This window comes from Marinobacter sp. ELB17 (assembly GCF_000169375.1).
Classification (GTDB): domain Bacteria; phylum Pseudomonadota; class Gammaproteobacteria; order Pseudomonadales; family Oleiphilaceae; genus Marinobacter.
Genome location: NZ_AAXY01000034.1, coordinates 16,276 through 31,177 on the forward strand (window position 1 = coordinate 16,276; position 14,902 = coordinate 31,177).

At 57.4% G+C, this 14,902-nt stretch carries 16 protein-coding genes and 4 pseudogenes; 9 read left to right on the top strand and 11 right to left on the bottom strand.

The genetic code is table 11. From position 1 onward, the window contains the following. Nucleotides 1-168: 168 nt before the first annotated feature. Nucleotides 169-1,680 carry an amidase gene (locus tag MELB17_RS20715; protein WP_007352307.1) on the bottom strand — a complete coding sequence of 504 codons (1,512 nt, stop codon included), beginning with the start codon at nt 1,678-1,680 and terminating at the stop codon, nt 169-171. A 378-nt stretch (nt 1,681-2,058) separates the two neighbouring features. Continuing rightward, nucleotides 2,059-2,431, bottom strand: a pseudogene (locus tag MELB17_RS24150) (hypothetical protein); the annotation flags it as partial. A 390-nt stretch (nt 2,432-2,821) separates the two neighbouring features. Here MELB17_RS24150 and MELB17_RS26585 point away from each other — a divergent pair. Continuing rightward, a pseudogene (locus MELB17_RS26585) lies at nt 2,822-2,980 on the top strand (hypothetical protein); the annotation flags it as partial. A 668-nt stretch (nt 2,981-3,648) separates the two neighbouring features. On the opposite strand, the pseudogene MELB17_RS25895 reads toward MELB17_RS26585, so the two are convergent. From MELB17_RS25895 to merT, 9 genes and pseudogenes are all read right to left on the bottom strand, one after another. Continuing rightward, nucleotides 3,649-4,137 (bottom strand): annotated as a pseudogene (locus MELB17_RS25895) (DUF4158 domain-containing protein); the annotation flags it as partial. 81 nt (nt 4,138-4,218) lie between these two features. After that, nucleotides 4,219-5,031: a sterol desaturase family protein gene (locus tag MELB17_RS20730; protein ID WP_007352311.1), complete on the bottom strand. Its 813-nt coding sequence runs from the start codon at nt 5,029-5,031 to the stop codon at nt 4,219-4,221. A gap of 11 nt (nt 5,032-5,042) precedes the next feature. After that, nucleotides 5,043-6,353 carry a Glu/Leu/Phe/Val family dehydrogenase gene (locus tag MELB17_RS20735; RefSeq protein ID WP_007352312.1) on the bottom strand — a complete coding sequence of 437 codons (1,311 nt, stop codon included), beginning with the start codon at nt 6,351-6,353 and terminating at the stop codon, nt 5,043-5,045. 85 nt (nt 6,354-6,438) lie between these two features. After that, entirely contained in the window at nt 6,439-6,861 is a 423-nt protein-coding gene (locus MELB17_RS23405; protein WP_007352313.1) for a MerR family transcriptional regulator, read from the bottom strand. Continuing rightward, nucleotides 6,851-7,486, bottom strand: a complete 636-nt coding sequence (merB, locus tag MELB17_RS20745) for an organomercurial lyase MerB (protein ID WP_007352314.1) — start codon at nt 7,484-7,486, stop codon at nt 6,851-6,853. Before merB ends, MELB17_RS23405 begins: the two co-directional genes overlap by 11 nt. Before the next feature lie 13 nt (nt 7,487-7,499). Beyond that, nucleotides 7,500-8,903, bottom strand: coding sequence for a mercury(II) reductase (merA, locus tag MELB17_RS20750; protein WP_007352315.1), 1,404 nt, complete (start codon nt 8,901-8,903; stop codon nt 7,500-7,502). A 5-nt stretch (nt 8,904-8,908) separates the two neighbouring features. Beyond that, entirely contained in the window at nt 8,909-9,148 is a 240-nt protein-coding gene (gene merF / locus MELB17_RS20755) for a mercury resistance system transport protein MerF (protein WP_007349244.1), read from the bottom strand. A 2-nt stretch (nt 9,149-9,150) separates the two neighbouring features. Beyond that, nucleotides 9,151-9,447 carry a mercury resistance system periplasmic binding protein MerP gene (gene merP / locus MELB17_RS20760; protein ID WP_007352316.1) on the bottom strand — a complete coding sequence of 99 codons (297 nt, stop codon included), beginning with the start codon at nt 9,445-9,447 and terminating at the stop codon, nt 9,151-9,153. 13 nt (nt 9,448-9,460) lie between these two features. Continuing rightward, nucleotides 9,461-9,811 carry a mercuric ion transporter MerT gene (gene merT, locus MELB17_RS20765; RefSeq protein ID WP_007352317.1) on the bottom strand — a complete coding sequence of 117 codons (351 nt, stop codon included), beginning with the start codon at nt 9,809-9,811 and terminating at the stop codon, nt 9,461-9,463. A gap of 73 nt (nt 9,812-9,884) precedes the next feature. Here merT and merR point away from each other — a divergent pair, with 73 nt between their 5' ends. From merR to MELB17_RS20805, 8 genes and pseudogenes are all read left to right on the top strand, one after another. After that, a complete protein-coding gene (merR, locus tag MELB17_RS20770; protein ID WP_007352318.1) occupies nt 9,885-10,349 on the top strand; it encodes an Hg(II)-responsive transcriptional regulator in 465 nt (154 codons plus the stop codon). 100 nt (nt 10,350-10,449) lie between these two features. Further along, nucleotides 10,450-10,605 (top strand): heavy-metal-associated domain-containing protein, encoded by a 156-nt coding sequence (locus MELB17_RS24160; RefSeq protein WP_007352319.1) that lies wholly within the window; start codon nt 10,450-10,452, stop codon nt 10,603-10,605. 207 nt (nt 10,606-10,812) lie between these two features. Next, nucleotides 10,813-11,571, top strand: a complete 759-nt coding sequence (locus MELB17_RS20780; protein WP_007352320.1) for an SDR family NAD(P)-dependent oxidoreductase — start codon at nt 10,813-10,815, stop codon at nt 11,569-11,571. Further along, complete coding sequence (locus MELB17_RS20785) at nt 11,555-12,157, top strand: TetR/AcrR family transcriptional regulator (protein WP_007352321.1); 603 nt, start codon at nt 11,555-11,557, stop codon at nt 12,155-12,157. The genes MELB17_RS20780 and MELB17_RS20785 overlap by 17 nt, the downstream gene beginning before the upstream one ends. A 2-nt stretch (nt 12,158-12,159) precedes the next feature. After that, nucleotides 12,160-12,834: a haloacid dehalogenase type II gene (locus MELB17_RS20790; protein ID WP_007352322.1), complete on the top strand. Its 675-nt coding sequence runs from the start codon at nt 12,160-12,162 to the stop codon at nt 12,832-12,834. Between the two features lie 15 nt (nt 12,835-12,849). Further along, a pseudogene (locus tag MELB17_RS24165) lies at nt 12,850-12,996 on the top strand (alkene reductase); the annotation flags it as partial. 109 nt (nt 12,997-13,105) lie between these two features. Continuing rightward, entirely contained in the window at nt 13,106-13,621 is a 516-nt protein-coding gene (locus MELB17_RS20795) for a peroxiredoxin-like family protein (protein WP_007352323.1), read from the top strand. A gap of 111 nt (nt 13,622-13,732) precedes the next feature. Beyond that, nucleotides 13,733-14,902, top strand: a protein-coding gene (locus MELB17_RS20805) for an IS3 family transposase (RefSeq protein WP_085988712.1) whose coding sequence is annotated in 2 segments (ribosomal slippage) — nt 13,733-14,018 and nt 14,018-14,902 — 1,171 coding nt annotated over the 2 segments. Because the reading frame shifts where the segments join, the coding sequence is not laid out codon by codon here. This gene is flagged as partial in the annotation.

Sequence of the window (14,902 nt, forward strand, 5' to 3'; positions counted from 1 at the left end):
TTGTGCCTGATGCGGGCGTGGTGCCGCGCCCTTGGGGTCTGAGCTCTGGGGATAGCTCAGGGTCTGCTCTGCTGCTGCTGGAAGACTTCCAAGTGGAGCCTAACCCGGTCGTCTGCGGATGCATTGGGGACGACCGGGCGAGACTCCGCTCGGTATCGAACACCCAAATTACCCTACGGCGACCTGGTAGGCGTGGGCCGCTTTGAGCACCGTCGCCTCGTCCCAGCGTTTGCCGACGAGTTGCATCCCCACGGGCAAGCCCTCAGACAGCCCGATCGGAACGCTCATTGCCGGGTGCCCGCTGACATCGAACGGGGCGGTGTTGTGAAGATTGCCAAGCGCCCCGGCGAGCGTGCTCTCGAGACTCTTGTCAGCCGGCCAGCGGACGGCCTTCATAGCGGTCGTGGGCATCACCAGTAGGTCGCACTGCTGCAGGGCCCGGTCATACTCGCCGGCAAGACGCCGCCCGACATTCTGAGCTTTCCCGTAGTAGTGCCGATTGTACTGCTCGGACATGTAGTGCCCGGTGAGGACAGTGGCCTTCACGGTATCGCTGAAATCATGGCCGCGGGCCCGGCGCGCCCGACCATAGAAGTCCATGAGCTGAGTACTGTAGTGGCCGCGCCAGTTCGTGCCGAAGGCATCGCCACGCACCATTAGCTCGGTAACCCCCTCAAAGGCGATCGCACTCCATATCGCGAGGCCGTCGCTGTGCATGGGCACCGACACCTCCGAGACGCTCGCCCCGGCCTTCTCAAGAACGCCCACCGCCTCCCGCACGGCGGCGTCCACGTCCGATTCGCTGACATCGGCGATACCGAATCCTTCCCGCAGGATGCCAATACGTAGGCCGGTGAGGTTCTCACTCAGCGACTCCGTGTACTTCGCGGTGCGAACATTGCACTGCCGAGGGTCCAGCCCGTCCGGCCCGGCGAGGACCTCCAGCATGCGGGCGCAGTCCTCGGCTGTGCGCGCCATCGGCCCCACGTGATCAAGCGTGAGCTCAATCGGGAAAATGCCTGTGTAAGGTACGAGTCCATGCGTGCCTTTGATCCCGTAGCAACCGCTCCAGGAGGCCGGCAGTCGGATGGAGCCACCCTGATCTCCTCCGAGCGCCATATCGACCTCGCCGTTGGTCACCACCACGGCGCTGCCGTTGGACGACGCCCCAGCCAGACGCTCCGGGTCATGGGGATTAACCGGCTGCGGCTCGGGGTAGCCTGTGCAGCCACCGCCGTCGATGCAGAACGCCGGCACTGACGTCTTGCCGATGATATGTGCGCCAGCATCCAAAAGCCGCGTAACAACCGTTGCATCCTCGCGTGGGACAAAGCCTTCCATGATCGGCGAGCCGACCATCATAGGCACGCCCGCCAGAAGGATGTTGTCCTTCACGGCCACCGTGCGGCCGGCCAGCGGCCCGTCCTCGGCTCCTGGGACGGAACATTTCCATGCCCAGCCGTTGAACGGGTTGTCGCCACCGAGCGGGCGATAGCCTACGTCGGCCCGGGGATATTTTACCGGCAGCGATTCATCCGCGAGCTCGTCCAGGCGATCATAGATCGCCATGGAGCCGGCAATGGCGGACTTGAACTCGCTCAGCTCGTCGGAGGAAAGATCGAAGCCGTAATAGTCGGAGATGGCTTCCAGCGTATCGATGCCGGGTCGTTTCACACTCATTGCAAACACCTCTTTAGGCGAGTGGTCGTCAGGAAAGGTATCCAGCGAAAGAACTGTTCTTACCCAGTCATCATGAACACCGGGTTACGCGACTTTCCTGGCCTCAAAGGCCTCGGGACTGATCAGTCCAATAGCACTACGCTGGAGTATAATGAGTATAAACACCTTTTTTTCCAGAAATCCACCGCCTCTGAATAACTGCCCTCCCCACTCTTCGCCCTGATCGCTGGACAATCTGCGCTGAATTCCACCCCAGTGCCTGAACTTTCCCAGGCTTTTCGCCCATTTCCGTCCAGTGCTTGCCTTCAAGCCAATAGCATCTTCTGCCGCTCCGTCAGTGCCGCAGCAATTTGATTGGAATGGTTGTTATCTCCGGCGTCAGCCGAACAGCTCCGCCTGAGGCGGCGCCCGCACTGAAGACAACAGATTTGTTGACTCTGGGCTGGTTTTTTCCTTCAAGTGGGTAAGTATCCTCTTAATGACCACCGGGTCTTCGATGCAGGCGATGACCTTGACGGCGCCACCGCATTCACCGCACGTCTCGATATCGAGGTGGCCTACAGGGATGTAGGTCAGGGGCGTGAGCAGGAGCAGGAGCGGAAGCTTTGAACACGCGCTTTAATCTTTGTGCCCAGGTCATGGCCGTGCGGCGTTCGGCCGGCGTGTGGTCTTGCAACTCACCAGACGGTTTGGGTTCGGATGTTAGTGACAGGCGCTTTTCCGATACCGCCGGCCGGGCGATGTAACGACAGAAGTTTCACTGTGTAAAGAAAATGGCCGGAACTCAAATAGGGAAGAGAGGGCCCTGAGATAGAATCACATAAGCGTGAAAAGCATAAAGGTTCGTCTTGATCGATCACATTTTGAACTGGCGGCCGGCGATCCCTGAAGTAACACCTTATGAACGCCAGCCGGCGTCTAGCCTTCGAATAGCTATACGAGAGAAATGTTCCGGTAAAGTGATCAAAGGGCGCGGCATCGATTTCAATCGCAATGGCGTCGGCATTGCGATTCCATCCGTGCCTGAAGAGTTTTACAGCCACGCAACTGTTATTGTTGAAATTAGATTGGCCTGCGGAAGCGAGATCTCCGTTCGGCGCATAATCGGTAGACTGTGTTACTCCCGCGAATGGGAGGATGAATACCGTATTGGTATAGAGTTCAGCTTCCGACTCCTGATTCCGCCAAGATCGCGCTCTTCCTGGAAGAAGCCGGTCTGGATTACGAGGTGGTACCCACCGACACCAGCAAGGGCGAGCAACACACCCCCAAGTTCTGCGCCATCAATAACAGGGGGCGTAACAAGCGATAAGGCTGCAGCATGAACGGGATAAAATTGTTGCCGGCATAGGTCATGTGTTCCTCACACTCGGCCAGCAGTTCGTCAGGGTCGCTCTGGATTGCCGCCGCCACCCGGGCACCTCGTTCGGAATCCGTCGGCAATTCCTGGACGGCGGTCAGCACATAACGCAGTTGAGCGACCAGCTTGTCCATGCGCTTCATGTGATCCAGGTGATACTGGCTCAGATTGGCTTCAGCCTTGGTCTTGATATTGCGCATCTTGTGAACGAAGATGTTGACGGCATCGTCCATCGCCCGTCGCAACTGGGCATGAACCAGCAGAATCATCAAGGCATAGCGTTTGGTGGTCTGCATGGCCTTGATGTTGGCCGCGCCCAGCGCTCGTGCTTCCAGTATGAAGTGGTGATACTTGGCGGCCGGAATGTGATCAACAGCGGGTAACCTTTGACACCAACCCTGAAGCCATTCCAGGTGCTGAAGATACCTCTTCACCTCCGTATTGGTTGGTTTTTTGGGTTTCTGTTTCAGTTTATGCCAACTGGTGTGCGGAGAATCGTCGGGCACACACAGCAACTGGTCAAATTCCTGTTTTTGCTGCGTTGTCAAACCCGCATCGAGCGTCCGAAAGTAGCCCGTATTAACCGTGCTGCGAGCCTGACGCGCTGTTCGTTGCAGCGTTGAAAAACCCGGTAGTTCAAAACGCTGACGCACGAGCTCTTCGATCACCACATTGATGATGTCCGCGAGATCCTGTTTGGTAGTGGCCGCTTCACGCGCCAAGTCCCGTACGACAGCCTTCCCTTCAACGGTAAACGCCTTGATGCCCACCTGTTGACGAATCATGTCCAGCATCCGCTGACGGGCGCCGCCATTGCGGTCGTATTCCCTGAGCTGGCTCGATGCGAGATGTGAAAGGTCTTCGCAGGCCAGAATATGCGTCGTAATGGATTTTGGAACGGATTTGAGGCTGACAAAGTAGCCCAAACGTTGCACTGTTTTCAGGAGAATTAGCAGGGCTCCACGAGCGGCCGGTGTTCGGCCATACTTTCTGGCAAAAGATCGCTCCTTGGCGGTGGGCGTATAGATTTCTGCCAATTCCTGGTCGGAGACGTCCGCCTTCAGTCGCGGATAGGCGGTTTCGTGGAGGCTGCTCATGCACAGTCCTTTGATACCAACGCCCCATGACGAGGTCTTTCCGGTTAAATGAAGAACAAGAACTCCTGACGATAGTATTGCTTACAATGATCGGGAGCGTCGGTAGGTACTACGAAATGGCTGGATAAGCATCTGATCCAACCGGAGGTCTTGCGGCTCTCGAAACTCCTCGATGCCGATGACCATTCCAATATGACCGGCGGAAGGCCTGTCCCGATAGGTGCCAAAAAGCCGGTCCCACCAAGGGAAATTAAAACCGAAGTTGCTATCTGTCTCTTCAGGGACAATCGAATGGTGTACGCGGTGCATTTCAGGTGTGACAACCACCCGTCTCAACCTTTGCTCCAGGCCTTGAGGCAACCGCACGTTTCCGTGGTTGAACATTGAGGTAGCGTTGAGGATGACTTCGAAAATCAGCACCGCGAGCGCAGGCGCTCCCAGCGCAACCACGACAGTAATTTTAATGGCCATGGAGAGCACAATTTCCAGCGGGTGAAAACGCAGGCCCGTTGTTACATCAAATTCCAAATCCGCATGATGCATACGATGCAAGCGCCAGAGCCAGGGCACCGCATGAAAGACACGATGTTGCAAGTAGATCGCGAGATCAAGCGCGATCACCGCCAGAATGACCGACAACCATACTGGTAGGTTGGCTAGATTTAACAGTCCCCACGCCTGCTCATTCGCCATCACTGCTGCTCCAACGGCTGCCACGGGGAACAACAGCCGAACGCTCAACGTATCCACTACGACCATCAAGAGATTATTTGGCCACCGTTGTCGGCGAGTGTAGTGCTGATCACGACGTGGTGCGGCTGCTTCGGCAAGCATCATTAAGAGCAGGATGCCCGTGAAGACCCCCAGCCGGATGACCGGCTCATGGTCAAACATGGCTTTACTCCTTATCCTCGGCGATCGTTGAAATAGCCCTGGGTGCCCTGTTGCGCCATGGCATCGACAATCCGCCGGACGCCTTGGAGATAGGCTGCCGTGCGTAGAGGTACGGCTTTCTCGTCCGCCAAGTCAAAGCATGCATTCGCTTCACGCTCAAGACGCTGTCTGAGTTGCTTTTCGACTGTATCCCCCGACCAGTAATCACCCATTCGGTTTTGAACCCATTCCAGATGACTGACAATAACGCCGCCGGCATTAGCAACGATGTCAGGGATCACCGTGATGTCTCGGCCTTGCAGAATCTGGTCACCGCCAGTGCTGATGGGGCCATTAGCGATCTCGACAATGGTCTTGGCCCGGATATGGTCCGCATTGGCGTCCGTTATCTGGTTTTCCAGCGCGGCCAAGACCAGGACGTCGACATCCAGTTGCAGCAACTCGTCACCACTCAGGGTCTGCGTCTCCGTCTCCGCGGCGTCGCAAACGGAATCGCCACAATAGACCATGCCTTTGAGTTCGCGGGTACGATTTTTGTGACGCAGGATTGGCTCAGGATCCAACCCGTCCTCATTGTAAATGGCACCCTGGGAGTCGGACAATGCAACAATTTTATAACCGGCATGGTGTGCCAGACGAGCAAAATTCTGGCCGGCATTGCCGAATCCCTGAATGGCCACACTCAATTCGTGAGGCTCTTTGTTCTGCCGCTTCGCCCACAGATCCAACACCTGCAACGCGCCTGCACCGGTGGCCTCCTCACGGCCGATGGAGCCCCCCAGCCCGAGGGGTTTACCGGTAATGACACCGGGGACGTGCCGCCGGGCGATCTGGGCGTATTCATCCACCATCCAGCCCATGACAATGGCGTTGGTATTGACGTCGGGTGCGGGAATATCGCGGTCGGGTCCGATCACATCGTGAAATGCGCGGATGTAGCCACGTGATAACCGCTCCAGTTCCAAGCGGGAGAGGGTCTTCGGATCAACACAAATACCGCCTTTGGCACCACCAAACGGGAGATCGACTGCAGCGCACTTTAACGTCATCCATAGGCTCAGTGTCGCGACCTCATCCTCGGTTACGTTCGGATGGAAACGAATACCGCCCTTGGTTGGTCCACGGGTATCGTCGTATTGCACTCGCCAGGCCGGAAAGACACGCAATGAGCCGTCATCCATGCGCACCGATAAACTTGCCTGATGGATGCGTTTGGGCTGCCCCAAACGGTGACGACTATCATCAGCCACCTCCAGCCGCTCATAAATGTCGGCCATTCGGGATTGTGCATCGTCAAGTAAGTGGTTGGTATTATTGCTCATGATCACCTCGATATCTCGATACGAAAAGAATGGGATGGACAGAAAAGCCTGTTCGGTCGACCACTGTCCCAGTGCCGGCTGGAACTTAAGGCCGGATTAAAGCGCTCCCTCCGGTTCGACTCGCAGCCTTTGTTAGTACTTGAGTACAGCGATGCAGCGCGGCTCTTTTAACAGCAATCGTATAGTGCATTTGCCGTTTGGCTGCGCGGCACTGCTGTTCATCCCCGGTGTCGAGCGCATGTATAAAGTCAGTAATCTCGGGAAGACCGAGGCCGGCCTCACGACATGAACAGATCAACTTCAGCCGTTCCAGGCAGCCGTCATCGAATAAGCGAAAACCGCCTTGGGTAGTACCGCAGGCGTACACCAATCGCATATCCAGATAAGTCCGAACCTGATGCACAGACAGGCCACAGAGACGGGCTGCTTCGGAAATGACGTAGCCTTCTGTTTGTGGCCCCAGTCCACTTTCAAGGCTGGGTTTTACCATTCGAGTATTAACCGTCATGCGAGTGGCTCCTTGCGCTGTCGAGCATAAGGCGCGCAATCCGCTGACCCAGTTCGAAACCTTCCTGAACATTCACAATGTCCGTGTGCGGTTTATCTCGGTACCAGGCCTCCCCGGCCTGTCGAGAGGCAAAGAAGAGGACGTCGCAACAAAAGGCACTCCGAATGTTCCCCTCTGCAGCCACCGATACTAAAGAGATGACAGCGTCCTCTGGCTGGAGCGAAATCACCTCTTGTGGCGTAACCGTCAAGGTGACCGGCTTGTTGGTATGTGGGCAACGCGATTGAACCTGCGCGCATTCGCCAATAACGGTTGGAAACATCAAGGCATCAAGTGCACACCAGGTGTAGAGCGGCTGATCGTTTACGACAAACGCATGCGGGGTTTCATGCAGTGTGATGCCGTAGCCGATTAGCCGTCCTTCGCAGTCGTACTCAATGGTTCCGCCAGGCAGTTTTCCCAACACCAACACTACCTGGCCCTTCGCCCAGCTGAGCGACTTCGCGAGTCGCTCAATGGTGACCGGTTGACCCTGGGCAAGCTCTCGCAACAGCGCCACATGAAGCGCGGCCTCCGCTTCTCCGGTCAGCCCTAGCCGTTCCACGATCTCACGAACGTCACTCATGGGCTGCTCTGCCTTATCCCGCACAGCAGGATAGCTGGGTGACGTCTTTGGTAAACGTCTGGGCACATAATTTCAACCCCTCGACCATGGTCAGATAGGGGAACAACTCATTACCGATTTCCTGCACCGTCATCCGGGCGCGCAGGGCCATCACGGCGGTCTGAATCAGTTCACCGGCTTCCCCTGCCACGGCCTGAACGCCCAGCAACTGGCCACTGTCACGCTCGGCGACGATCTTGATGAAGCCCCCGGTATCGAAGTTGACCAGGGCCCGTGGCACGTTATCGAGGGTCAGGGTGCGGCTGTCGGTGGCGTAGCCTCTTGCTTCGGCTTCCGCCTCGGACAGACCGGCGGTCGCAATTTGCGGATCGGTAAAGATCACCGCCGGCATGGCGCTGAGATCCAGCCGTGCATCGCCACCGGTCATATTGACGGCCGCTCGACTGCCACCGGCCGCCGCCACATAGACAAACTGGGGCTGGTTGGTACAGTCGCCAGCGGCGTAAATGCCCGGCACCCGAGTCTGGAGTTGCTCGTTCACGATGACGGCGCCGTGATCGGTCTCTACGTCGATCGCATCCAGGTTCAGCCCTTCAGTGTTCGGGGTGCGACCCACCGCCACCAGAAGTCGATCGGCCCGCAGCTCCCCGGCATTCGAGGCGACAATGAACTCATCATTGGTATAGCTGACCTGGCTCGCTTGCGTGTCATTCAGGACGCTTATACGCTCAGCCTGGAACGCTGTTTGAATGGCTTCTCCAACAGCGGGGTCTTCACGAGATAATAGCCGGCTACGTGCCAGAATCGTCACCTCGCTGCCCAGCCGGGCAAACGCCTGGGCCAGTTCCACCGCCACCACCGAGGCCCCGATGACAATCAGTCGGTCCGGAAGGGTGTCACTGGCAAGCGCCGTGGTGGAGGTCCAGTACGGCGTACCGGACAGGCCCGGAATCGGGGGAATGGTTGGCCGCGCACCGGTACCAATGAACGCACGGTCAAAGCCGATCTCGTGTGCCTTGCCGTCAGTACCCTTGACCAACAGCGTACGGGCATCCATAAAACGAGCCTCACCCTGCACGACCGTGATATCAGGATTGTCTTCCAGGATCCTTTCATACTTGGCGTGCCGCAGTTCATCGACACGGGCCTGCTGTTGGGCCAGCAAAAGGGACCGGTCGACCATGGGTTCAGTTGCCGTGATGCCCTCATCGAACGGACTTTTGCGGCGCAAATGAGCGATGTGGGCTGCCCGGATCATGATCTTAGAGGGCACACAGCCAATGTTGACGCAGGTTCCGCCGATGGTGCCGCGCTCGATCAGTGTCACTCGGGCACCGCGTTCAGTCGCCTTCAGGGCGGCGGCCATGGCACTACCGCCGCTGCCAATCACTGCAATGTGCACGTTGTTGTCACTCATAAACGTTACTCCTTAGTCGATGGGCTATCGCAGCAGGCGTCGTGTTTCCTCTTGCGCCATACGGCATAGCAGGTCAGGCCAATAAAAAAGGCGAGCGCGGGCAACAGCACGTAGTCGAGATAACCGGTCAGTGCAGCCAGGCCTAACGTCCCAAGCAAAATCACCAATATCGGCGTAAAGCAGCAAAGCGCAACCAGCACGGTGCCAATAACACTCACCCGCAACAGGGTTTTGGGGTTGTGCATGGTTACTCCTGTGTCGCCTGGATTTGTTTCAGCGTGGACGGATAGCCTGCGTTAGTCGTGGCTTGAGTCAGTGCCTCAACGGAGGTTTTCGCATCGTCGAAGGTGACCGTAGCATCACGTTCTTCATAACGGACATCGACAGCGCTCACTCCCTCGACCCGGTTGAGAGCAACTTTGACGGTGATTGGGCAGGCCGAGCAGGTCATGCCGGGAACCGACAAGGCGACCGTTTTTTGCGCCGCCAGGGCGGGCAAACTGAATAGCAGGAACAACGCCGTGGCGATCAGTGATTTTTTCATGGTGTATTGCCTCTCAGTAAAATAGGGGTAAGACAAAGGGGAACGCCAACGCGGTTAAAATAAGCAGCGCGACGATCCAGAAAACAACCTTGTAGGCCGTGCGCACTTGCGGTACTGCGCAGATCTCACCCGGCTGGCAGGCCTCCGCAGGCCGGTATATCTGACGCCAGGCAAAAATCATTGCCACCAGCGCAGCCCCGATGAACCATGGTCGGAAGGGTTCCAGGGCGGCCAGGTTGCCGATCCAGGCGCCGGAAATGCTCAGTGTGATTAACACCAAGGGGCCAAGACAGCAGGCGGATGCCACGACAGCGGCAAGGCCCCCAGCAATCAGCGAACCGCGACCTGCTTTGGATTCTGACATTACAATGGTTCCTTTCATGACATGATTGACTGCCGTAAGGTTACTCCCGTAGTCAGCTACGGAATCAAGCCCTATGTCTGAAAAACAATGCTCAATGACTATCGGTGTACTGGCCAAGGCCTCCAGTATGGGGGTGGAAACCATCCGCTATTACCAGCGCAGGGGGCTGGTAGCAGAACCTGAAAAACCCTATGGCAGCATTCGTCATTACGACGAGCAGGCATTGGCACGCCTTCACTTCATTCGAACCGCCCAATGGTTGGGGTTCAGTCTGGATGAAATCGGAGAGTTGCTTAAGCTGGAAGACGGCGCCCATTGTGATGAAGCTCGAGCGTTGGGCGAACAAAAATTGACCAGCGTGCGGCAGAAAATCTTGAGCCTGCAACGGATTGAGCGAGCATTGGAGGAATTGGTGCAGGAATGCTGCGCCCAACAAGGTAACGTCAACTGTCCCCTCCTCGCCTCACTTCATGATGGACTTGAAGAAAAACTTGGCGAAGGAAATGCCCGAAAGCGTCCTGCAGTCAATCTTTCTTAAATAACTCCTTGACTTTGAGTCAACTCCAGGTCGCATTGTTCTCCTAAAGAGGTATCGAACAAGGCGGGTTCTCCCACCGGCCTGCCTTCAGGAGCGAAGCATGAAAACCACGGTACTCACTATCGACGGCATGCACTGCGACGGATGTGTGCAGATCGTTCAGCATTTGCTGGAGCAACAGGTTGGCGTCAAGGGCTGCTCAGTGTCCGTGGACTCGAAACAGTTACGTATCGCGCACGACGCCGACAGCCGTTGACAACGTGATAAAGGACACACATTCTAATTTCAAGAATATACCTTCTTGCCAAGACAGTGGAAGACAGGGAAACCGTGTCCCTTCGCATAGGACACGATGATAGCCATAACGCGAACGACTAATGCGTTTATCTGGGCACTGGCTCAAGCTCAGGCTCATTTAACGAGTCGAACCTGTCCATACACATTTTGACGAGGGAGATAACCCATGGAACTATCCGATAAATCGATATTGCTGACCGGTGCCAGCCGCGGCATTGGCCGCGAGACCGCCCTGGCTTTCGCACGACACGGCGGAAAACTCGTTCTCGCGGGCCGTAATCAGGATTCGCTGGAAGAAACGCGGGCGGGCGTCGAGCAGGCCGGTGGCGAGGCGATTGTGGTCGCCGGCGACGTCAATGACGCGGGTTGGCGTAAAACCGTTGTCGAGAAAACCATCCAGACCTATGGCGGGCTGGATATTCTCGTGAATAACGCCGGCGTCGTCTCCGCCGGCTGGCTCGAAAACTTGTCCGAAGACGATGTGAACACACAATTGCAGAGCAATCTTGTGGCGCCGATCCTGTTGACCCGGGCGGCGCTCCCCGCGCTGCGGCAAAGCCCGAAAGCTGCCATCGTCAATATATCGTCGATCTTCGGCCTGGTGGGTATGCCGTTCTATGCGACGTATGGCGCGACCAAGGCCGGGATTGCGCATTTTGGTGAAGCGATGCGGCGCGAACTGGCCGACCAGGGCATCCATGTCATGACGGTCTATCCGGGCGCGACCGATACCCCGATGATGGAGACCGCCGGTCTGGGCGATAAAGCGGGTTTTGCCTATGACACCCCGGAAGGCGTAGCCGAGGCATTGGTGGAAGGCCTCAAAGCGGACCAGCTCAGCTTGAAGAAGCCGTTGCCCAACACCGCAGCATGTGAAGATGAGCCGCTCGAACGCAAGGTGATGATCCATGGCAAACGCGATTGAACGCGTGCTCTCGGAGTCTGTTCTGGACAAGACGATGCGTCTGTTCTGGGCCCGGGGTTATGCGCAGATACCCATCGAAGAGATTGTGGCGATTACCGGTTTCAACCGGGCCGCCATATATAACCGGTTCGGTGGCAAACGCGGCCTGTTTCTGGCGATGCTCGAACGCTATCGCGATCAGGTCACCGCCCGTCTGCTGGATCCCTTGCGGGCTCACGAAGAAGGCATCGAAGCCATCAAGACGTTTTTTCAACGCGTGTCTGAATCCCCGGAACTGACCCGGCAATCGCTTGGGTGCATGCTGGTCGCGACCGCGTCCGATCAAGGCAATCTGGACGCGCCGGCGTCGACGCTAGTGACCGACTATCTGGAAGAACTGACCACCCTGATGCGGGCCGCGCTAGACGATGCCCGTCAACAGGGTCGGCTGGACGCCGCGGTGGACGTAGAGGCCAGTGCCGATTTTCTGGCCGGCAACGTGCTGGGGCTGATGACGTTGTCTCGGTGGCCTGTCCCCCAAAGTGCGTTTCAGAACCAGGTCCGCGAAATCTTGCGTTACCTGAATCACCTTAAAAAAGGAACCTAGTCATGCCTCAACGCGTCATCGTGTTCGATGTCAACGAAACACTGCTCGATCTGGGCGGCCTTGATCAACCGTTTCAGGAAGTGTTTGGCGACACGCAGGCCAAGAGCCAGTGGTTTGCGCAGCTGCTCAATCTCGCGCTGACGGTCACGATCGTCGAAGACTATCGTGACTTTTCTGCGCTGGGACGCACCGCACTAGAGCTCGTGGCAGCCAGACACGGCCTGCGCTTGGCCGAAGGCCAGATCAAGCGGATTCTCGAACAGATGCAGCACCTGTCGCCGCACGCCGATGCGCGGCCGTCGCTGGAAAGACTACAGGCCGCCGGGTTTCGCCTGGCGGCACTGACGAATTCGATACCAGTCGTGGCGCAGGCACAGTTGCACAATGCCGGTCTGGCCCCATTTTTCGAGGCTATACTCTCAGTGGATGAAACCCGACGCTTCAAGCCTGCCCCGGAGCCGTACCGCATGGCCGCCCAGCGCTTACAAGTGAACACGTCCGATTTGCGCATGGTCGCGGTGCACGACTGGGACGTCATCGGGGCGATGGCCGCCGGTTGCCAAGGCGCATTCGTCGCTCGCGGCGGAATCGCGTTCAATGCCTTGGCCCCCCAACCCGATGTGTTCGAAACCACACTCGAAGCGATCGCCGAGACCATTGTCCGCGTCGACGGTTAAGCGACTCAGGTTTCGCCTCAAGGCAAGGGCTATGCGTTCAGGCCCGGCATCCACTCCGAGGCTCAGGACGAGGGTTGGGGCAAGGTAACTGACGCCGTCCATGAAGCCGGCGGCCTGACATTTCTGCAACTCTGGCACGTCGGGCACATCTCGCGCCCCTAGAGGCAGCCGAGCGGCGAGAACACATACAGCTTTCAGGGCGTCGACGCTCTGATTCTGGCCGGCGGGCAACCGCCGGGGCCACATTTGACCCGTCCAACGGAGTATTCCGATGAACTTTAAACCACAAGACCCCGTACCCGAACTCAATGTCGCGCGCGTTAACGGACAACCATGGCATCTGCGTGAACAAACCCCCGATCACTTCACCCTGATTGTGTTTTATCGCGGATTGCATTGCCCGATTTGCAAAGGCTACTTGAATGACCTCCAGAACTGCGTGAAGGACTTTCGTGCCAAGGGCGTGGAACCGATCGCGATCAGCAGCGACACGCAGGAGCGCGCCGAGCAGACGGCAAAGGAATGGGGCATCGATGCGTTGCCGCTCGGTTATGGTCTGTCGCTGGACGCCGCGCGGGAATGGGGCCTGTTCATTTCTTCCGGTATCAACTCCGATGAGCCGGAACGCTTTTCCGAACCGGGCCTGTTTCTGGTGCGTCCGGACGGCACGCTATATGCCGCGTCCGTGCAAACCATGCCGTTTGCCCGTCCCTCATTCAAGGAATTGGCGTCGGCACTAGATTTCGTGATCGATAAAGATTATCCGGCCCGCGGAGAGGCGGCCTAAAATAATGCTGCGCGGACGCCGGACGGCTGTGTGTTGGTGTGTGGGTTATAGTGGACCCCGTTTTCAAGACAAAGGTTTAAGCTGTACTTTGTCATAAGGGGATTAGCAACGATGAGCGAAGCGAAGAAGCGGAAGGTACACACCTCGGAGTTCAAGGCGAAGGTTGGCTTGGAAGCCGTACGAGGCGTAAAGACGATCAACGAGATTGGCCAGGAATACGGCGTACATCCAGTTCAGGTTGGTCAGTGGAAGAAAGCGATACAGGAGCAAGCCAAGACCCTGTTTGAAGGCAAGCGCGGCCCCAAGCCGCTGGCTGCCCACCGGGAGCCAGAACTGCTCTACAGCGAGATCGGCAAGCTGAAGGTGGAATTGGATTGGCTCAAAAAAAAGTCTGGGGTCAGCCAGTCATGACGCGGCAAGCCTGGATCAGCCAAGGTGCTGCGGTCAGCGTCGTTCAGCAATGTATTCTGGCCGGCGTATCCCGCGCCACAGCCTATGCGCAGCAACGGCCCAAGCCGGTCGATGAAAGCGACCTGCTATTCGGTCGCCTGATTGACGAGGAGTATACCAGACACCCATTCTACGGCAGCCGCAAGATGGTCGTATTCCTCAAGGTGGCGGGTCACACCGTCAATCGCAAGCGGGTACAACGCCTGATGCGGGAGATGGGCTTGGCCGGCATGGCGCCGGGGCCGAATACCAGCCGTCCACACCCTGAACACAAGATCTATCCTTACCTGCTGCGCGGCGTCCCGATTGTCAGACCCAACCAGGTCTGGAGCACGGACATCACCTACATCCGCCTGGCGCATGGTTTCGCTTATCTGGTCGCCATTATCGACTGGTACTCGCGCCGGGTGCTCAGCTGGCGGATCAGCAACAGCATGGAAGCGGTGTTCTGCGTCGATTGCCTAGAGGATGCATTGCGCAACCACGGTCGGCCGGAAATCTTCAACAGCGATCAAGGCGCACAGTTCACCAGCGCCGTCTTCACGGACGTGCTGACCCGTGAGGGCATTGTCATCAGCATGGATGGGCGTGGGCGGGCATTCGACAACATCTTCGTCGAACGCCTCTGGCGCAGCGTCAAGCATGAGGATGTGTATCTCAATGGCTACGCTACGATGGGCGAGTTACTGGTCGGACTGACGAAGTACTTTGTCTTTTATAACGGTGAGCGCCCGCACCAGTCCTTGGGGCAAACGACACCCGACATCGTGCATAGAACCGCTGTCGGTGGCGGGGCAATGATCGTGGATAAATTTCCGCGCGCGGTGGATA